At 63.0% G+C, this 18,894-nt stretch carries 21 protein-coding genes; 10 read left to right on the forward strand and 11 right to left on the reverse strand.

The window, feature by feature from the left end; genetic code table 11:
• From V474_RS04300 to V474_RS04325, 6 genes are all read left to right on the forward strand, one after another.
• A complete protein-coding gene (locus V474_RS04300; RefSeq protein ID WP_043972965.1) occupies nt 1–228 on the forward strand; it encodes a hypothetical protein in 228 nt (75 codons plus the stop codon).
• Between the two features lie 29 nt (nt 229–257).
• Nucleotides 258–734 (forward strand): transcriptional regulator NrdR, encoded by a 477-nt coding sequence (gene nrdR / locus V474_RS04305; protein ID WP_059150264.1) that lies wholly within the window; start codon nt 258–260, stop codon nt 732–734.
• Nucleotides 718–1,479 carry an RNA methyltransferase gene (locus tag V474_RS04310; RefSeq protein ID WP_059150265.1) on the forward strand — a complete coding sequence of 254 codons (762 nt, stop codon included), beginning with the start codon at nt 718–720 and terminating at the stop codon, nt 1,477–1,479. The genes nrdR and V474_RS04310 overlap by 17 nt, the downstream gene beginning before the upstream one ends.
• 95 nt (nt 1,480–1,574) lie before the next feature.
• Complete coding sequence (locus V474_RS04315) at nt 1,575–1,832, forward strand: hypothetical protein (RefSeq protein ID WP_059150266.1); 258 nt, start codon at nt 1,575–1,577, stop codon at nt 1,830–1,832.
• A 265-nt stretch (nt 1,833–2,097) separates the two neighbouring features.
• Complete coding sequence (rpsD, locus tag V474_RS04320) at nt 2,098–2,712, forward strand: 30S ribosomal protein S4 (RefSeq protein WP_059150267.1); 615 nt, start codon at nt 2,098–2,100, stop codon at nt 2,710–2,712.
• Between the two features lie 151 nt (nt 2,713–2,863).
• Nucleotides 2,864–3,052: a hypothetical protein gene (locus V474_RS04325; RefSeq protein ID WP_059150268.1), complete on the forward strand. Its 189-nt coding sequence runs from the start codon at nt 2,864–2,866 to the stop codon at nt 3,050–3,052.
• Nucleotides 3,053–3,755: 703 nt separating this feature from the next.
• On the opposite strand, the gene tgt is transcribed toward V474_RS04325, so the two are convergent.
• The 9 genes from tgt to V474_RS04370 all read right to left on the reverse strand — a co-directional run bounded on the left by tgt (nt 3,756) and on the right by V474_RS04370 (nt 11,368).
• Nucleotides 3,756–4,886: a tRNA guanosine(34) transglycosylase Tgt gene (tgt, locus tag V474_RS04330; protein WP_059150269.1), complete on the reverse strand. Its 1,131-nt coding sequence runs from the start codon at nt 4,884–4,886 to the stop codon at nt 3,756–3,758.
• Between the two features lie 19 nt (nt 4,887–4,905).
• Entirely contained in the window at nt 4,906–5,937 is a 1,032-nt protein-coding gene (locus V474_RS04335; RefSeq protein ID WP_059150769.1) for a DUF481 domain-containing protein, read from the reverse strand.
• A 17-nt stretch (nt 5,938–5,954) separates the two neighbouring features.
• On the reverse strand, nt 5,955–6,728 hold the full coding sequence (locus V474_RS04340) for an ABC transporter permease (RefSeq protein ID WP_059150270.1): 774 nt from the start codon (nt 6,726–6,728) through the stop codon (nt 5,955–5,957).
• Entirely contained in the window at nt 6,725–7,681 is a 957-nt protein-coding gene (locus V474_RS04345; RefSeq protein ID WP_059150271.1) for an ABC transporter ATP-binding protein, read from the reverse strand. The genes V474_RS04340 and V474_RS04345 overlap by 4 nt, the downstream gene beginning before the upstream one ends.
• 84 nt (nt 7,682–7,765) lie before the next feature.
• A complete protein-coding gene (gene queA, locus V474_RS04350; protein WP_059150272.1) occupies nt 7,766–8,794 on the reverse strand; it encodes a tRNA preQ1(34) S-adenosylmethionine ribosyltransferase-isomerase QueA in 1,029 nt (342 codons plus the stop codon).
• Nucleotides 8,795–8,885: 91 nt separating this feature from the next.
• Nucleotides 8,886–9,569 (reverse strand): peptidylprolyl isomerase, encoded by a 684-nt coding sequence (locus tag V474_RS04355; protein WP_059150273.1) that lies wholly within the window; start codon nt 9,567–9,569, stop codon nt 8,886–8,888.
• A gap of 117 nt (nt 9,570–9,686) precedes the next feature.
• Nucleotides 9,687–10,202 (reverse strand): pantetheine-phosphate adenylyltransferase, encoded by a 516-nt coding sequence (gene coaD, locus V474_RS04360; protein WP_059150274.1) that lies wholly within the window; start codon nt 10,200–10,202, stop codon nt 9,687–9,689.
• Nucleotides 10,202–11,110, reverse strand: a complete 909-nt coding sequence (locus V474_RS04365; protein WP_059150275.1) for a polyprenyl synthetase family protein — start codon at nt 11,108–11,110, stop codon at nt 10,202–10,204. Before V474_RS04365 ends, coaD begins: the two co-directional genes overlap by 1 nt.
• 3 nt (nt 11,111–11,113) lie before the next feature.
• Nucleotides 11,114–11,368: an exodeoxyribonuclease VII small subunit gene (locus V474_RS04370; protein ID WP_059150276.1), complete on the reverse strand. Its 255-nt coding sequence runs from the start codon at nt 11,366–11,368 to the stop codon at nt 11,114–11,116.
• Nucleotides 11,369–11,511: 143 nt separating this feature from the next.
• On the opposite strand from V474_RS04370, the gene purL reads away from it, so the two are divergent.
• Nucleotides 11,512–13,671, forward strand: coding sequence for a phosphoribosylformylglycinamidine synthase subunit PurL (gene purL, locus V474_RS04375; RefSeq protein WP_059150277.1), 2,160 nt, complete (start codon nt 11,512–11,514; stop codon nt 13,669–13,671).
• Between the two features lie 33 nt (nt 13,672–13,704).
• Here purL and V474_RS04380 read toward each other — a convergent pair whose 3' ends face one another.
• Together V474_RS04380 and serB are read right to left on the reverse strand one after the other, a co-directional pair.
• Entirely contained in the window at nt 13,705–14,340 is a 636-nt protein-coding gene (locus V474_RS04380; protein WP_059150278.1) for a DUF1345 domain-containing protein, read from the reverse strand.
• A gap of 102 nt (nt 14,341–14,442) precedes the next feature.
• Nucleotides 14,443–15,219: a phosphoserine phosphatase SerB gene (gene serB / locus V474_RS04385; RefSeq protein WP_236710639.1), complete on the reverse strand. Its 777-nt coding sequence runs from the start codon at nt 15,217–15,219 to the stop codon at nt 14,443–14,445.
• Between the two features lie 97 nt (nt 15,220–15,316).
• On the opposite strand from serB, the gene miaA reads away from it, so the two are divergent.
• From miaA to ilvN, 3 genes are all read left to right on the forward strand, one after another.
• Entirely contained in the window at nt 15,317–16,303 is a 987-nt protein-coding gene (gene miaA, locus V474_RS04390; RefSeq protein ID WP_059150770.1) for a tRNA (adenosine(37)-N6)-dimethylallyltransferase MiaA, read from the forward strand.
• 246 nt (nt 16,304–16,549) lie between these two features.
• Nucleotides 16,550–18,292 carry a biosynthetic-type acetolactate synthase large subunit gene (gene ilvB / locus V474_RS04395; RefSeq protein ID WP_059150772.1) on the forward strand — a complete coding sequence of 581 codons (1,743 nt, stop codon included), beginning with the start codon at nt 16,550–16,552 and terminating at the stop codon, nt 18,290–18,292.
• A 13-nt stretch (nt 18,293–18,305) separates the two neighbouring features.
• On the forward strand, nt 18,306–18,824 hold the full coding sequence (gene ilvN / locus V474_RS04400) for an acetolactate synthase small subunit (RefSeq protein ID WP_043972923.1): 519 nt from the start codon (nt 18,306–18,308) through the stop codon (nt 18,822–18,824).
• Nucleotides 18,825–18,894 lie beyond the last annotated feature (70 nt).

The following is an 18,894-nucleotide window of genomic DNA, read 5'->3' on the forward strand; positions in this document are numbered from 1 at the left end:
ATGACTGACCCCCAGCGCCCCAACAACACTGGTGATTTCGTGACCGACGCGCGCCAGGAACTCGCCGGAATGCTCAGCGATGGCCTCAGCCATCCCTCGACCAAGCCGGTTCTGGTATGGGGCGCTGTGGGCGCGGTCGCGGGCGCGTTTCTTCCATTCGTGTCGATCGGCCTCGGCCTGGCGGCAGGTGCGGGCTACAAGTTCTACAAGCGCGTCCGGCCCGAATGATCGCCTCGTATCTGAAAGTACCTGACTGAATGCGCTGTCCTTTTTGCGCCCACGACGATTCCCAGGTCAAGGACAGCCGCCCGACCGAGGATGCCACCGCGATCCGCCGCCGCCGCCAGTGTTCCAGTTGCGGCGCGCGCTTCACCACGTTTGAACGGGTGCAGCTACGTGAGATCGTGGTGGTAAAAAGCAACGATTCTGTCGGTGAACCGCGCCGCGAACCGTTCGACCGCGCCAAGATCGAGCAGTCCGTCACCCTCGCCTGCCGCAAGCGCGCGATCGAGCGCGAGAAGATCGACCGTCTCGTCTCGGGCGTACAGCGCCAGGTCGAAACTTCGGGAGAGACCGAAGTCCCGTCTCGCGTTATCGGGGAACTGGTCATGGAAGGCCTGCGCCAGCTCGATTCGGTAGCCTATATCCGCTTCGCCAGCGTCTACCGCGCCTTCAATGAGGCGAAGGATTTCGAAGAATTTGCAGGAACGGTGCGCGATGTCGGCGTCAATTGAATTGAAGAAGCCGGTCATCGTACTGGTCCGCCCGCAGTTGGGTGAGAACATCGGCAAAACGGCGCGCGCAATGCTCAATTTCGGGCTTACCGAACTGCGCCTCGTCACCCCGCGCGATGGCTGGCCCAATCCGTCGGCCGGTCCCGCAGCGGCGGGCGCCGACGAAGTTCTGGAACATGCGCAGGTGTTCGAATCTCTGGCCGATGCTGTGTCCGACTGCGCCAACGTCTATGCCACCACGGTGCGCAAACGCGGCGTTACCAAGCCTGTCGTGACGCCCGAGCAAGCCGCGCGTGAGGTTCACACCGCGCCGGGCCGCTCAGCCTATGTGTTCGGGCCTGAGCGTTCGGGGCTGGAGACGGAGGACGTGGCGCTGGCCCGCGCGATCCTGACGGTGCCGATCAATCCGCAGTTCGCCTCGCTCAACCTCGCGCAGGCGGTGATCCTGTGCAGTTACGAGTGGTCGAAGGGTGTCCCTACAGGCGTGGAGAGCGGCCTTGCCCAGCCCACCGTCGAGGACCTCCTCCCGCCTGCCCCGCAAGAAGAGCTGGAAGGCATGATCGGCCAGTTCGAGACGCTGCTGGGTCCGACTAAGTATTTCTACCCCGAGAGCCGGGCCAACGCCAGCCGGCTTACCTTGCGCAACATGCTGACCAAGCCGGGCTGGAACAGCCTTGAAGTCCGCACGATGCGCGGCGTCCTGAGCGCTCTGGGCGGTAACCGCAAACCGCGTCCGATCGAATAGGCGGCGATTAGACCGGATCGGGCTGGTATTTGGCTTGGCAGCTTCGCCTAACGCACATATTATTCGGCGACCGTTTATTTCGGGAGCCCGCTGTAATGATCCGCGCTTTGTTGTTTGTTGCCCTTGCCGCGCCCGTCGCCGCGATTGCGGCGCCAGTTCCGGCTGAGGAAAAGGTCGACAAAGCGGCGGCACCCGCTGCGGAAAAGAAGGTATGCCGAAAGATCGGCGAAACAGGCTCGCGTATGGCCAAGCGTTTTTGCCTTACGCCAACCCAATGGCAGCAGGTCGACGCCAACAACAGCCAAAGCGCAAGCACGATCCTTAACCGCAACGCCGATCAGGTTCAGCACTGACTTTCATGCCCTGAAGTTCATTCCGAACCACGCAATCCGCCGGTAACCGACCGGCGCGCAATCTTGGTCGTTGACTCTGCGGCCCAACCCGCTAAGGGCCACCCCTTCACATGGCACCTGCGTTTCGCAGGCCTGCCCATTCGGCCCCGCACCCCGGTGAAGCGGCGGCCGCATCCAGTGCAAATATGGCTGGATGGTGCACCCCGGGAAACTACGGATCGCGCAGCCACAGTGGCAGCGCGGCAGCAGAACGGAAAGTAAGACTATGTCGAAGCGTAACGCATCGAAGTACAAGCTCGATCGCCGCATGGGCGAGAACATCTGGGGCCGTCCCAAGAGCTCGGTCAACCGCCGCAGCTACGGCCCCGGCCAGCACGGTCAGCGCCGCAAGAGCAAGGTTTCGGACTACGGTCTCCAGCTGCGCGCCAAGCAGAAGCTCAAGGGCTACTACGGCGACGTGACCGAGAAGCAGTTCAAGCGCACCTACCAGGAAGCGTCGTCCATGAAGGGCGATACCAGCCAGAACCTGATCGGCCTGCTCGAGCAGCGTCTGGACATGGTCGTGTACCGCGCAAAGTTCGCGCCGACCATCTTCTCGGCTCGCCAGGTCGTTTCGCATGGTCACATCCGCGTCAACGGCGTGAAGTGCAACATTGCGTCGCGCCGCATCCGCGTTGGTGACGTCATCAGCCTCGGCACGAAGGCGAAGGAAATGGCGCTCATCATCGAAGCCCAGAACCTGCCCGAGCGCGAAGTCCCCGACTATGTCGCTCAGGACGGCACCGACAAGGTGACATTCGTTCGCGTTCCGACGCTGGACGAAGTGCCTTACCCGGTGAAGATGGAACCGAATCTGGTCGTCGAGTTCTACTCGCGCTGATCCGGTTTTCCCGGTTGATCGGGGAAAACGAAATACGAAAGGGCGGTCCTGCTGGGCTGCCCTTTTTGCATTCGCTTCGGACATAAAAAATCATACGATTCGCGTGAGTTGTAAGGGAACTGCCGCAGCTTTACGGCATTGACCATTCACCATGACACGCTACCGTTTCGTCACCCCGCACCGCACCGGAAAATGGTATGCGGACCTCAAGACCGCACAGCGCCACGCGTGCGAGATCGGCGCCGGTTTCCTCGATGAAATGACCGGCCGTTTCGTCGCCTACGTCGAGACGATGCTAGAAGTCGCCGCCGACGGACAGGAGCAGGCCGAGGCAGCTTGATCAGGCTGCCTCTCACTACCCCAGTTTGCGAGCAGACCTAGTAATGAGCAATAATGCATCGCTGCGATTTCGCATCGTATTGCGTGCATTCCCGTTTATCAGGGAACGGTGCAGTCCCGGGAATGTAACCGGTTCTAAGGATTGCCAGCGGAGCGCAGCCGGCATTCCATAAACCTAGGCCGTGTCACATCGGCATTCAGATCAAGGTCGCCGTGGACGATCAAGACCGGCATTGTATAGGCCGACCCATTCGGCATGTGATACCCTCGTGACATGCGAGGTCCATGCCCGATCAGTTTGAGACGCGGTGAATATCTTCGCCGAATTGCCGTCGATAGCAATCACATCTGCCGATTGAATCTTACGATCTGCCTGGTGGCATTGCTGGTGATCCCAACGGCGTAGATCAGTTGATTGTCGGTAGGCGAGATCAACGGCCGACTCGTTTGCCCGGCCGCATTGGGGCAAGGATCGGACTAGCCCGCCCCCTTTCACGAAATCGACCGACCAAAGATGTCACCGCGCCCTTGGTAGGCTGGACGACAGCGATCGTGGGACCGCCCAGCGAGAGACCGATGTCGCTTGCCGCTTCACGCTCGCCGAAGGCCGCTGAGAGATGCGCCGCATCCTCCGCGTTCGCCGCCCCTACCCGATTTCGGCCGTAACGCTATTAGCCCTCCTTTATTTTTCTACTGTTTCCGCTTCACTCCTTGCGGAAATAATCCCGACGGAAGTCAGCCGCGAAGGCTGTGAACCGCTGCTCCGCGATCGCATCACGCATACCCTGCATCAGTTGCTGGTAGAACGAGATGTTATGCTCGGTCAGCAACATCGCGCCCAGCATCTCGCCAGCCTTGATGAGGTGGTGCAGGTAGGCGCGGGTATAGGTTGCGCAGGTCGGGCATGAGCAGCGCGGGTCGACCGGGCCGGTGTCCTCTGCATGGCGGGCATTGCGCATGTTGAGAGGGCCGCTCCACGTGAACGCCTGCCCGTTCCGGCCAGAGCGTGTGGGCAACACGCAGTCGAACATGTCGACCCCGCGTTCCACCGCGCCGACGAGATCGTCGGGCTTGCCTACGCCCATAAGGTAACGCGGACGGTCTGCCGGAAGCTGGCCCGGCGCAAAATCGAGCGTCGAGAACATCGCTTCCTGCCCCTCACCCACTGCCAGGCCGCCGATAGCGTAGCCGTCGAAGCCGATCTCGGCCAAGGCGTCGGCGCTGGTCTTGCGCAGGCTTTCGTCCAAAGCGCCCTGCTGGATACCGAACAGTGCCGAACATTCCGCATGATCGCCGCCGGCATCGAAGGCCTCGCGACTGCGCTTTGCCCAGCGCATCGACATTTCCATCGAGCGGGCGATAACATCGCGGGGCTGGTCGATCTTGGGGCACTCATCGAAGCACATGACGATGTCCGAACCCAGCAGGCGCTGGATTTCCATCGACCGCTCCGGGCTTAACATGTGGCGCGAGCCGTCGATGTGGCTGGCGAAGGTCACGCCCTCCTCGGTAATCTTGCGCAGTTCAGACAGGCTCATAACCTGATAGCCGCCGCTGTCCGTCAGGATCGGGCGGTCCCAGTTCATGAACTTGTGCAGACCGCCAAGGCGGGCCATCCGCTCGGCGCCGGGGCGCAGCATGAGGTGGTAGGTATTACCCAGGATGATGTCGGCGCCGGTGGCGCGAACGTCCTGCGGCTTCATCGCCTTGACCGTGGCGGCGGTGCCGACCGGCATGAAGGCAGGCGTCCGGATTTCGCCGCGGCGCATCTGGATGACGCCGGTGCGGGCCTTGCCTTCGGTGGCGTGGATGGTGAACTGGAAACGGGGCTTCATGCCCCGCCCGTTACAGTCATCAGAAGCCGTAGACCAGCGAGAAGCGCGAAATCGTATCGGTCTTAAGCGAACCGATAGGCGGCGAGGTTTCGTGCTCGATCGCGTAGGACAGCTTGGCCTTGAGGCGCTTGCTCATCGCCGTCTCCAGCGCGGTCAGCGAGGTGAAGGTGCTGTTGTCCGACCCGACATAACTGCTGGCGTCCTGGCTCAACTTTATCGTGGAGTTGATCTTCCAGTCGAAATCGATCGAAGTGAGGACCGACCACGTGGTCTCGTTAGGCTCATCCACGTAATTGATGCGGCGCACGGCGGGACCCGCTTCCAGCGAAAGCGTCATCGTGCGGCCATTGAGCACGCGGTAACCAAGACCGCCCGAGAGCGTATAACGATCTTCGAAACCCTGAATGCGGTCGCGTTCATACTGGGTGCGCGCATAGGTGAAGAACCCGTCATTCAGAGTGTAGCGCGGCTGGTAGCTCGCGGAATATTGTTCCCGGGTGACGACGCCGCGATCTTCCTGATAATCGGCGCGGGCCTGCACGATGTGCTCCCACTCGATACCCTTGCGGTTGAAATTGAGGGCCGCAGTGAAGCCGAAGTTGTCAGTGTTGCCGGTGGAACGGAAAGCACCCAGCTCGATCTGGCCCTTCCACAGTTCCAGCGGGCCGGAAGCGCGGATGCGCGCCAGTTCTGCCTCCGTCTTGGCGGCAAGCTCCTTTGCCCGGCGGTCGAGGTAGGCACGGTGCAGACCCTTGATCTCGTCCTTATCATAGGGCTGCGTCGCCTGCGCGAACTTCACCATCGCGGCAACGGCGGCGCTGTCGTCAGTCTTCATCGCTTCGTCGAGCATCGCACGCACCTGCTTGGCCATATGCGGCTGCCCGGCAGGTACGTAGGGCACAAACTCGGGATAAGGCGGGAGATCGAGTTCCAGCGGCGGCGGCGGCATGTCGGGCAGCAGGACAAGCTGATCCTCCGGCTCCTGCGCATGGACAGGAACGGCGATCAACAGGATGGGGAGGCTGGCGAGAACCCGGCGGTGCGTCGTCATCACAGCAGCGTAACCGGTCATGTGCGCAGGCGCCACCCGGTACGGAACACCCAGCTGATGAAACCGACACAAATTACGAGGAAAAGCAGTGTCAAAGCTACCGACAGTCCGATCGGGACATCAGATGTGCCGTAGAACGTCCAGCGCAGGCCGTTGACCAGATAAACGATCGGATTGGCCATCGCCACCGAGCGCCAAGGCTCAGGCAACGTGTCGATCGAGTAGAAGGTGCCGCCAAGAAAGGTCAGCGGCGTAAGGATCAGCATCGGCACGATCGTCAGCTTCTCAAAGCTGTCCGCCCATATGCCCAGGATGAACCCGAAGAGCGAGAAACTCGCCGAAACCAGCAGGATATAGCAGAACGCATAAAACGGATGCGCGATAGAATAATCGACGCAGAAACTGGCCGTTGCCAAGATGATAGCGGCCAGGATCAATGACTTGGTGGCCGCTGCACCTACGAAGCCGACCAGCGTCTCACCCACGCCCACGGGCGCGGAGAGCAGTTCGTAGATCGCCCCGGTGAAGCGCGGCATGTAGATGCCGAAGCTGGCGTTGGAGGTGCTTTCGCCCAGGATCGTGAGCAGCAGCAGGCCAGGGACGATGAAGGCGCCGTAGTTCACCCCGCCGACGCCGCCGGCCATCTGGCTGCCGATGGCAGCGCCGAAGACGACGAAGTAGAGCGTTGTGGTCAGCACAGGCGCCAGGATAGACTGCATCGCCGTGCGGAAGGCGCGCATCAGTTCCTGCTTGTAGATCGTCCAGGCGGAGCGCGGGTTGAACAGGCTCATGCTACGGCTCCCTGCATTTCGGGGCCTTCCAGGAGGTTCACGAAGATGTCTTCCAAGCTGGATTCGTGGATGTCGATGGCGGTGTAGTCGATGCCTGCGCGGGTCAGCGCCTTGGTCAGTTCGGCGACTTCGGCGGTGCCCGAGGAACTGCCCTCCCCGCCGCCGCCGCGATAGCACAGCACGCGGCCGTCCTCGATCAGCGAGACCGGGTAGGCCGACAGCGCTTCGGGCAATTCGGTAAGTGGGCTGGCAAGGGTGATGAGCGCTTCGGTCCGGCCGAGGCGTTCCATCATCGCGGCTTTCTCGTCCACCATGAGGATTTCGCCGCCGCGTATCACGCCGACGCGGTCTGCCATTTCCTCGGCTTCCTCGATGTAGTGGGTCGTGAGGATTACCGTGGTCCCGCGTTCGCGCAGGAGGGCGATCTGCTTCCACATGTCGCGGCGCAGTTCGACGTCTACCCCAGCGGTCGGCTCATCAAGAAACAGCAGTTCGGGTTCATGTGCCAGCGCCTTGGCGATCAAGACGCGGCGCTTCATGCCGCCCGAGAGCGTGCGAATCTGTGCATCGCGCTTTTCCCAGAGGCTGAGCGCGCGCAGGATTTCCTCAATGAGCGCCGGATTGGGCGCCAGGCCGAATAGCCCGCGCGAATGGTTGACCGAGCGCAGCACCGGCTCGAACATGTCGGTAGCCAATTCCTGCGGCACGAGGCCGACCCGGGCGCGAAGGCGGCGCCAGTGTTTGCCCATGTCCTCGCCGAAAGCATGGATGGTGCCCGAAGTCGGTCGTACCAGCCCGCAGACCGCGCCGATCAGCGTGGTCTTGCCAGCGCCGTTGGGGCCGAGAAGCGCGAAGATTTCGCCCTTGTTGATGCTGAGGTCCACGCCCCTTAGCGCGGTGAAGCCGCCTTTGTAGGTCTTGGTCAGGCCGCGAATTTCGAGGATAGGTTGCATGTGCGCATGAATGGGGCGGAAACGTCCGCGTTCCAACCCCCTCGCGCGATAATTTGTCCGATAATTGAGGACGATTCAGGTTTGTCAGGGAATTAGTAGGCTCGAATCTCCATAGCTGTAGAAACGATAGCCGTTTTCGATGGCGTGAGCGTAGACCGCCTGCATCCGCTCCAACCCCATCAGCGCCGAGACCAGCATGAACAGCGTCGACTTGGGCAGGTGGAAATTGGTCATCAGACCGTCGACTGCCTTGAAGCGGTAGCCGGGGGTAATGAAGATCGAGGTGTCGCCCTCGAAAGGCAGGATCACGCCGTCCTCGCCGGTTGCGCTTTCAAGCACGCGCAGGGAAGTGGTGCCTACCGCGATCAGGCGCCCGCCCCCCGCCCGCACTGCGTTGAGGCGATCGGCGGTGGCGGCGTCTATGCGGCCCCATTCGGCGTGCATCCGGTGCTCGGCGGTGTCATCGGCCTTGACCGGCAGGAACGTGCCTGCACCGACGTGGAGAGTCAGCGTTTCGCTGCCGATCCCGGCGGTACCGAGCGCCTTCATCAGTTCAGGCGTGAAGTGCAGCGCCGCCGTGGGCGCGGCTACGGCGCCTTTTTCGCGTGCGAACATGGTCTGGTAATCGGTCGCATCCGCCTCGTCGGTGGGGCGCTTGCCGGCGATGTAGGGGGGCAGCGGCATCCGCCCGGCCCGTTCCAGCAGAACTTCTACCGGCTCGTCACCCTGGAAAGCGAGGGTCCAGCTGCCGTCGTCATGGCGCTCCTCGGCCACGGCGGTGACATCGGCCGGGAAAGCGATGAGGTCGCCGGCCCGCAGGCGCTTGGCGTTGCGAACGAAGGCTTGCCAGCGGCGCAGGTCGATACGCTTGTGCAGGGTGGCGCCGATGCGGGCCTCGCCACGCGTGCCTTCGAGCTGGGCGGGGATGACACGGGTGTCGTTGAACACCAGCACGTCGCCTGCGCGCAACGCATCCGGCAGATCGCGGACATGGCGATTGCAGAAAGGCCGCTCGCCGTCCACCACCAACATCTGCGCCGCATCGCGCGGACGCGCCGGGCGCAGGGCTATGCTTTCAGGGGGAAGGTCGAAGTCGAAAAGGTCAACGCGCATGGCGCGGCGAGCTAAACCAGTGCACGCGGTTCGGCAAGCTCGACCCGCCTGCGTCGTCGTTCCGGTCAGGCCCGGGACGACAGCAAGTTCATCAGTTCGACTTGGAGTTATTCAACTGCGCTGCGGTGGGCACGGGCGCTGCGGCGGCGACGGGCGCGGTTGGGGGCGGCGCCGGCTTGTTCTCGGAAGCCAGCGAGGCCTGAATCACCTTCGTCGGATTCTCGGGCGGTTCTCCGCGCTGGATCGCATCGACATAGTTCATGCCCGCGATCACGCGTCCAAACACGGTGTATTTATGGTCTAGCGCGAAGCGTGGGTAGAACACGATAAAGAACTGGCTGTTCGCGCTGTTCGGCTCGTTAGTGCGGGCCATCGACACGGTGCCACGTAGGTGAGGCATCGAATTGAACTCGGCCTCAAGGTCCGGCAGGTCCGAACCGCCCTGTCCGGTGCCAGTCGGATCACCGGTCTGCGCCATGAAGCCGTCGATCACGCGGTGGAAGATGACGCCGTTGTAGAAGCCGCGCTTAGCCAGCGTCTTGATCCGCTCGATGTGGTGCGGCGCCCACTGCGGCATGAGACGAATGGCAACACGGCCGCCGTCCGACAGGTCGAGCAGCAGGACGTCGTCAGGATCGTGGGTTATGTCGGTGTCGATCACGGTCGGCAACGCGGAGGGTGCCGGGGTGACCGGCTCCTTTTCCTTGGCGAACGCCGGGGCGGCCACGAGCGCGGCGCCGAGCATCAACGCAGTCAGGGGGAGGCGAAACTTCATGAATTACTCACAGGCCAATTATTTCTGGATCCGGCCGATCCCAGGCTTTGCGCGATAGAGCGAGGCCGCTGTCGATACAATGAACGAATTTCCGGTAGGCCCGCCAGCCCGCACAGATCAATAGTCTCCAAGAAGACCGTTCTGGGCGATCCGCGCGACCACGTCCTCGCGCACTGCGGGACTGACGAACTTCGCGATATCCCCCCCGAACATCGCGATTTCCTTCACCAGCTTGGAAGCAATCGGCTGCAGGCCCACGTCCGCCATCAGGAAAACCGTCTCGATAGCGGAATTGAGCTGCTGGTTCATACCTGCCATCTGGTATTCGTACTCGAAGTCCGCGACAGCGCGCAGACCCCGCACGATGACGCTAGCGCCCTGCACCTGCGCGAACTTCATCAGCAGCGCGTTGAAGCCGACCACCGTGACGTTTTCGATGCCCATCGTCGCCACTTCGCGCGTCACCATGGCCATGCGCTCGTCCGGCGTGAAGAGCGGGTTTTTCGATGGATTGGTGGTGACGCCGATGATCAGCTTGTCGACCAGCTTGGCGCCGCGCCGGATGATATCGGCATGGCCCAGCGTGATCGGGTCGAAAGTTCCGGGGTAAACGCCGATGCGTTCAGCAGCCATCAGTGATCCCTCTCGATGATGTAGCGCGCAAGGCTGCGCAGCAGATCCGCTTCGCGCCCGTGTTGAGCAAGGTGGCCAACCGCCTGTTCCACAAGCATCCGCGCCTGGTCGCGCGCGCGGTCCGCACCGAGCAGCGAGACAAAGGTTTCCTTGCCGGCATTCGCATCCTTGCCCACGGCCTTGCCGGCAACGGAGGCATCGCCTTCGTGGTCGATAAGGTCGTCGGCGATCTGGAAGGCCAAGCCGATATCGCGCGCATATCCACGAAGGTGAGCCCGCCCCTCAGGCTGCACGCGGCCAAGAATCGCGCCCATTTCGACTGCTGCACCGAGCAGCGCACCGGTCTTGAGCTGCTGGAGCCGAGTAACCGTCTGCAGGTCGAATTCACTGGTTTCGGCGACGAGGTCCATCATCTGGCCGCCTGCCATCCCCTGCGCGCCGCTGGCAGCGCCAAGCGTGCGCACCAGTTCGATGGCGGTGAAAGGGTCTGGGCTAGTGACCGGGTCCGACAACACTTCGAAGGCGAAGGCATGGAGCGAATCGCCCGCCAGAACAGCGGTTGCTTCGTCGTATGCGATATGCAGCGTCGGCTTCCCGTGGCGCAGGGCATCGTTGTCCATGCATGGCAGATCGTCGTGGATCAGCGAATAGACGTGAATCGACTCGATGGCCACAGCGGCGCGGATCGCGGCCTCGCGCTGGACGCCATACATTTCTGCCACGGATGCCAGCAGCAACGGCCGCAGCCGCTTACCGCCCCCAATCGCGGCATAGCGCATGGCCTCGATGAGACGCGAACGGGCGTCGTCAGGAACAGGAAGCAGCGCGTCGAATGCGCTATCGATCTCTTCGGCGATGCGCAAAAGGCCATCGGCCAGCAGCGAATCGGGGACGCCCACCGCGCTCATGCGTCAGCGATCCAGCGCTTCGAAAGGCTGGGTGCCGATGGCAGCGCCGTCGGGTCCGGCGACGATCTTCTCGATCCTCGCCTGTGCAGCATCAAGCCGTTTCTGGCAGTGCTGGCGCAGTTGCTCGCCCTTTTCGTAGAGCGAGATCGAATCCTCCAGTGGCACGTCGCCGCTTTCCAACTGGCGCACGATGGTTTCCAGCGCGCGCAGGGCGTCTTCAAAGCTGAGGGGATCGATGGTTTGCGTGTCGGAAGCCATGCCGCAGCAATGGCGGGCCGGATTGGGCCGGTCAAGGTGGCGCCCGCGAAATTACGGTGTGATCGCCTGGCCGGACCGCCGCCCGCACAATCGCGCAACAAGCCATCTAGCGCGCGCGCATCGACATGGCTAAGGCGCGTGCCATGAGCACGATCACCGCAGAAGTCGTCGAGGCGCATGGCCTCAACCCCGAGGAATACGCGCGCGTCCTGAGCGCGCTGGGTCGAGAGCCGAACCTCGTCGAACTCGGCATCTTCTCGGTCATGTGGTCCGAGCACTGCTCGTACAAGTCGAGCCGCTTCCACTTGAAGAAGCTGCCGACCGAAGCACCTTGGGTGATCTGCGGCCCCGGTGAGAACGCGGGCATCATCGACATCGGCGACGGCCAGGCCGCCATCTTCAAGATGGAGAGCCACAACCACCCCAGCTACATCGAGCCCTACCAGGGCGCGGCGACGGGGGTTGGCGGCATCCTGCGCGACGTGTTCACCATGGGCGCGCGCCCGATCGCCAACATGAACGCGCTGCGTTTCGGCCGGCCTGATCATCCGAAGATGAAGCACCTAGTCAAGGGCGTGGTCGCGGGTATCGGCGGCTACGGCAACTGCGTGGGCGTGCCCACCGTCGGCGGCGAGACCAACTTCCACAAGGCCTACGACGGCAACATCCTCGTCAACGCGATGACCGTGGGCGTAGCCGATACCAACAAAATCTTCTACTCCGCCGCCACCGGCGTGGGTAACCCGATCGTCTACGTCGGATCGAAGACCGGCCGCGACGGAATCCACGGCGCCACCATGGCCTCGGCCGACTTCGGTGACGATATCGACGAAAAGCGTCCCACGGTCCAGGTCGGCGATCCGTTCGTCGAGAAATTGCTGATCGAGGCCTGCCTTGAACTGATGGCGACCGATGCCATCGTCGCGATCCAGGACATGGGCGCAGCAGGCCTCACCTCCTCATCGGTCGAAATGGCCAGCAAGGGCGGAGCCGGCATCCGCCTGAACATGAACATGGTGCCCTGCCGCGAAGAGGCGATGACGCCTTACGAAATGATGCTCAGCGAGTCGCAGGAGCGCATGCTGATGGTCCTTCAGCCGGGCAAGGAGCCGATGGCCGAAGCGATCTTCAAAAAGTGGGAACTGGACTTCGCGGTGATCGGCGAAGTCACCGACACCGGCCACATGGTCCTGGAGTTCGACGGCGAAGTCGTCTGCGACATCCCGCTTGGCCCCTTGGCCGATGATGCGCCGGAATATGAGCGTCCCTACGTCACCGCTGAGGAATACAAGGCTTGGGCCTCCGTTCCCGCGCTGGGCGACGTTCCTGCGACGACCGACGTCGGCGCGGACCTGCTCAAGCTGCTGGGCGGCGCGGACCTCGCCTCGCGCAAGTGGATCTGGGAGCAGTACGACAGCCAGGTCGGCGCCGACACGATGCAGAAGTCCGGCGGCGACGCTGCCGTGGTGCGCGTGCACGGGACGAAAAAGGCGCTCGCGATCAGCACCGACTGCTCGCCCCGCTATTGCTATGCCGACCCTTACGAAGGCGGCAAGCAGGCCGTGGCCGAGACGTACCGCAACATCAGCGCCGTTGGCGGTCTGCCGCTGGCGATCACCAACTGCCTCAACTTCGCGAACCCGCAGCGGCCCCAGATCATGGCGCAGATCGTCGGCTGCTTGAACGGAATGGGCGATGCGTGCCGGGCCCTCGACTACCCTATCGTCTCGGGCAACGTGTCGCTTTATAACGAATCGAAGGCCACCGGCGGCGGTTCGGCGATCCTGCCGACCCCCGCGATCGGCGGCGTCGGCCTGCTCGCAGACCACGATAAGATGGCGACCGTGGCCTTCAAGGCCGAGGGCGACGACATCTTCCTGCTCGGCGGTGAAGGCACACACCTTGGTCAGTCGCTCTGGCTCAAGGATATCGGCGGCCGCGAGGCCGGTAATGCGCCGGTCGTCGACCTCAAGGCCGAACTCGCCAACGGTGCGACAGTGCGCGGCTGGATCGCAGAAGGCAAGGTCACCGCTGTCCACGACGTGAGCGACGGCGGCCTCATCGTCGCACTTGCCGAAATGGCGCTGGCGAGCGGCCTTGGCTGCACCATCGACGACGAGTTGACCACTGCGCAGGCATTTGGCGAAGACCAGTCGCGCTATGTGCTGACCGCTCCGGCCGGCACTGTTCTTCCGGGCGCTGTGAAGATCGGCACGGTGGCAGGCACCACGGTAGCGAGCCAAGAGATCGCTGCGCTGCGCGAAGCCAACGAAGCGTTCTTCAAGGACTGGATGGAGGCCTGATCTTTGGTCGCTCCGAACCAGTTTCGGGGCGACTCACCCCGGCCCGGCGCTGGCCAGCACGTTCACGCTCAGCGCCAGAATGCCGAGGTTGAAGGCAAAGGCAAACAGACCGTGAAAGGTAGAGACACGGCGCATCGCGGTCTTGGTAATCGTGATGTCCGCTGTCTGGCAGGTCATGCCGATAACGAAACCGAAGTTCACAAAATCTGAAAAATCCGGCGTGCAACCGCCGGGAAATTCGAGACCTTGATGATCCCCGCCTGTGGCCGGCGCGTAATATAGCCGCGCATAGTGGAACGCGAAGATCAGGTTGGTAAACGTCCAACTCGCTATCAGCGTCACCACCAGCAGGGCGATACCGCCCACGCCCAACGCGGCCTTGTCGAGAATCAGCAGGCTAAGCGCAGCCAGCACCACGCTGCTGATCAGCCCGCTAAGCACCAGAAGCAGGAATTGCCCGGCATCGTCCCGGCGCGCCTGATGGCGCATGATTTCTGCATCTCCCCTACACCAGAGCGATACGCATGATGCCGCGAAAGCGAAGACCGCGAGGTCGAAACCCGCGATTACCGCTTCTTCACGCCGCAGAAGCAGGGTGAACGCAGGCGCGGCCAGCGCGAATACGGCAAGGAACAGCAGGTAACGAGGATGGCTCACGCGTACCGACATGTCTGCTCCGTCCTGCCATTTCAGGCTGGCATCATAGAGCGCGATGCAATTTCGCAAAACACTTCGTCATTGCGAGCCAAGCCCGCAATGACGAGTAGCACCTCAACTCACCCACTGGCTCTGGGGGATGCCCAGCAGGCGTAGCACACTTGTCAGATCACCGCGGTTGATCCAGCCATTGGCGGCGATGCGTGCCTTGGGCTTGGCGTGGTAGGCGATGCCGTAAGTTGCCGCTTCCAGCATCGGAATGTCGTTGGCGCCGTCCCCGGTGGCGAGGCAGGTTGCGCCCTCGCCCATCTTCGCCATTTCGGCGAGCAGCGTGGCCTTCTTGACGGCCGAGTCGACGATCCCGCCCTCAAGCCCGCCAGTCAGCTTTCCGTTCGCGACTTCGAGGCGATTGCCCACGACATGCTCGAAACCAAGCCGCGCGGCCACCGGATCGGCGAAGTGATGAAAGCCCCCAGTGACCAGCACGGTTCGGCAGCCCAGCTTCTTCAGCGTCTCGACCAGAGTTTTGGCGCCCGCCATCGGGCGGATGCGGGCGGCGAGGCATTCGTCGATGGCGCTGGTGGACAGGCCCTCCAGCAGGCCGACGCGCTCGTACAGGGCCTGCTCGAAGTCCAGTTCGCCCTGCATGGCCCGTTCGGTGATCGCAGCGATGCGCTCCTTCAGGCCGGCGAAGTCGCCCAGTTCGTCGATGCATTCCTGCCCGATCATGGTCGAATCCATGTCCGAAATGAACAGGCGCGGCACGATCGGCTCCTCGGCGGTAACAAGGCCGTCGGTGGGCTGGAAGTGCGCGTCGAGCGCCTCGCGCATGGCTGCCGCATCATCGTCGGGCGAGTCGATCTGCATGGTCTGGCCGCAGAAATCCAGCATGGAAGCATCGGCAATCCGCACCCCCGCCTGCTGCATCTGGGCCTTCGCGGCTTCGAGTCTTGCCGAAAGGTGGTCCGGTTCTGCTATCAGCCGCGCTATGAGCACTGCGAATTCCCTTGATACGCCATACGATATCGACGCCGGAAACCGGCCGCCGCTGGCGCTCATTGCAGGGCCGACCGCCAGCGGCAAGAGCGATTGTGCCGTCGCGCTGGCGCAGGAACTGGAAAGACGAGGCCGCCGCGCAGTCGTCGTCAATGCCGACAGCTCTCAGGTCTATAGCGATCTCACGGTGCTGAGTGCCCGCCCTACGCTTGAGGAAATGGGTGGTATCGAACACCGCCTGTTCGGCGCCTGGGACGGCATTCAGGGCTGTTCCGCAGCCGATTGGGCAGAGGCCGCGCGCCGCGCTATCGCCGATGTTCACGTGGCCGGCGCGGTGCCGATCCTCGTCGGCGGCACCGGCCTTTATATCCGCACCTTGCTGGACGGCATCGCCCCGGTCCCGCCGATCGATCCCAAGATACGTGAGGCCGTGCGCGCCCTGCCCGTGCAGCAGGCCTATGCCGCGCTCCGGGTGGAAGACCCGGAACGCGCAGGCCGCCTCGCCCCCGCCGACACCACCCGCGTGGCGCGAGCGCTGGAAGTAGTCCGCTCCACCGGGCACGGCCTTGCCCACTGGCAGGCGAAGACCAGCGGCGGCATTGGCCATACCCTCTCCCTCCACCCGGCCATCCTGCTACCCGAGCGGCAAATGCTGTTCGCCCGCTGCGATTTACGCTTCGAGCGCATGATCGAGCGCGGCGCCTTGACGGAAGTCGAGGCGCTGATGGCGCGCGGCCTCGACCCCGACATGCCGGTGATGCGCGCCATCGGAGTGCCCGAACTCGCCGGAGTCGTCGCAGGAAAGTGGAGCATGGAGGAAGCGACCGTGCGCGGATCGCAGTCCACCCGCAATTACGCCAAACGGCAGTTCACATGGCTGAGGCATCAGCCCCCTGCCGGATGGCCTAGAATTTCGTTTCAAAATTACAATTCAAACATCTTGAATGACATTTTATTTCAAGAGATGGGGTTGACCTGACATATCCGGGTGCCTAGAGCCGCGTTCTACCTTGCTGATGGAAGTTATGCAGGGAGGAGAGGGACGGCCCGGTACGGCATTGTCGTGCCGGGTCGGTTTCATTAGAGAGCGCACCGGTGTTACCGGTCTGCGAAATCCGCCGGGATCTATGGTTCCAGACGGAAAGAAGCGCTCTCGGGACAAGCGGCACCATCGCTTAGGGTAGGTAGGCGTCGGCTGCCGATGGAATTTGAGAAGGAACTTGGTGTGAGTGAAGAGCGCAGCGGCGCGAACATCCTGGTCGAAAGCCTGGTCCGGCAGGGCGTCGAATTCGTATTCGGCTATCCGGGCGGTGCCGTGCTCCCGATCTATGACGCCCTGTTCGGCGACGAGCGCCTGCGCCACATCCTCGTGCGCCATGAAGCCGGCGCTGGCCATGCCGCCGAAGGCTATGCGCGTTCCACCGGCAAGCCCGGCGTAGTGCTGGTCACGTCCGGTCCGGGCGCGACCAACGTCATCACCGCCATTGCCGACGCGTTCCTCGATTCGATTCCGCTGGTCGTCATCACCGGGCAGGTTCCAACTGCCCTGATCGGCTCGGACGGGTTCCAGGAAGCCGACACCGTCGGCATCTCGCGCCACTGCACCAAGCATAACTACCTCGTGAAAGACCCGGCTGAACTGGCCGCGGTGATCGACGAGGCATTCCAGATCGCCACCACCGGCCGCCCCGGCCCGGTCCTGATCGACATCCCCAAGGACGTCCAGATCGCCTCCGCCGCGTGGAACGACGGTCCAACCCAGCGCCGCCAGCGTTATGCGCCGCGCACGCAGGGCACAGCGGGGGAGATCGCGCAGGCCGTCGAAATGATCGCGGCCGCCAAGGCTCCCGTGTTCTACACCGGCGGCGGCGTCATCAATGCAGGGCCGCGCGCCACGCAGTTGCTGCGAGAGCTTCAGGCGAAAACCGGCGCGCCTGTCACCTCGACCCTGATGGGTCTGGGCGCATTCCCGGCCGACCATGCCGACTGGCTTGGCATGCTGGGCATGCACGGCACCTATGAGGCCAACCTGGCGATGAACCAGGCGGACCTCATAGTGTGCGTCGGCGCCCGCTTCGATGACCGCGTGACCGGGCGCCTCGACGCCTTCGCGCCCAATTCGAAGAAGATCCATATCGACATCGACCGTTCCTCGATCAACAAGATTGTGCGCGTCGAACTGCCGATCGTGGGCGACTGCGCCGTCGTTCTGGAACAGATGCTGGCCGAATGGGGCAGCCGCAAGGGCCAGGACTTGACCGAATGGAAGGCCCGCGTCGACACCTGGCGCGAGAAGAAAAGCCTCTCCTTCCCGCTCAACGACGATGCAATCATGCCGCAGCTGGCGATTCAGCGGCTGTTTGAGCTGACGAAGGACAAGGACCCGATCATTTCGACCGAGGTCGGCCAGCATCAGATGTGGGCGGCGCAGCACTTCCCGTTCTTCAGCCCGAACAAGTGGCTGACCTCGGGCGGTCTGGGCACCATGGGCTACGGCCTGCCCGCCGCCATCGGCGCGCAGTGCGGCAACCCGGACAGCCTCGTCATCGACATCGCCGGCGACGCCTCGATCCAGATGAACATCCAGGAACTGGGTACCGCCACGCAGTATCGCCTGCCGGTGAAGGTCTTCATCCTCAACAACGAGTGGATGGGCATGGTTCGCCAGTGGCAGGAACTGACCTATGAAAGCCGCTTCTCTAACTCGTACTCTGACAGCCTGCCGGACTTCGTGAAGTTGGCCGAGGCTTACGGCTGGAAGGGCATCCGCATCGAGACCGAAAGCGAACTCGACGCTGGCATCCAGGCGATGATCGACCATCCCGGTCCGGTGATCGTCGACTGCCTGGTCCACAAGGAATCCAACTGCTTCCCGATGATCCCCTCGGGCGCATCGCATGTCGACATGATTCTGTATGGCGACAACGTCGCCGGGACCATGGACGATGAAGCCAAGGCGCTGGTCTGAGAGAGACGAGACAATGATGCACATTCATCAAGAGGCTGAGGAACGCCACGTCCTGACCGTCACGGTCGACAACGAGGCGGGCATCCTCGCCAAGATCGCCGGCCTGTTCACCGCGCGCGGGTACAACATCGACAGCCTGACCGTGGCCGACATCACCGACAACCACGAGGTGAGCCGGATCACGATCGTCACGCACGGTCCTCCCAGCCAGATCGACCAGATCCATGCCCAGCTCGAACGGCTGGTCCCGGTGCACAAGGTAGTCGACCTCACCGAACTGGGGCCGCACGTCGCGCGTGAACTGGCGCTGGTGAAGGTGGCCGGTGTGGGCGACAAGCGCGTCGAGGCGCTGCGCATCGCCGAGGTGTTCCGTGCCCGCCCCGTCGATACCACGACCGAGAGCTTCATCTTCGAGATGACCGGCGCGCCGGACAAGATCGACAGCTTCGTGGCGCTGATGCGCGACCTCGGCCTTGTCGAAGTTGGCCGTACCGGCATCGTCGCGATGGCGCGGGGCCCCGAAGAAGCCTGAATAATTCAAGTTTGCCCTTCCGAGTATCATCGGGCGGGGCATGATCGACAGCGGTCCCGGATGACCTCCG

Origin of the sequence: Novosphingobium barchaimii LL02 (assembly GCF_001046635.1) — a bacterium.
Taxonomy (GTDB): domain Bacteria; phylum Pseudomonadota; class Alphaproteobacteria; order Sphingomonadales; family Sphingomonadaceae; genus Novosphingobium; species Novosphingobium barchaimii.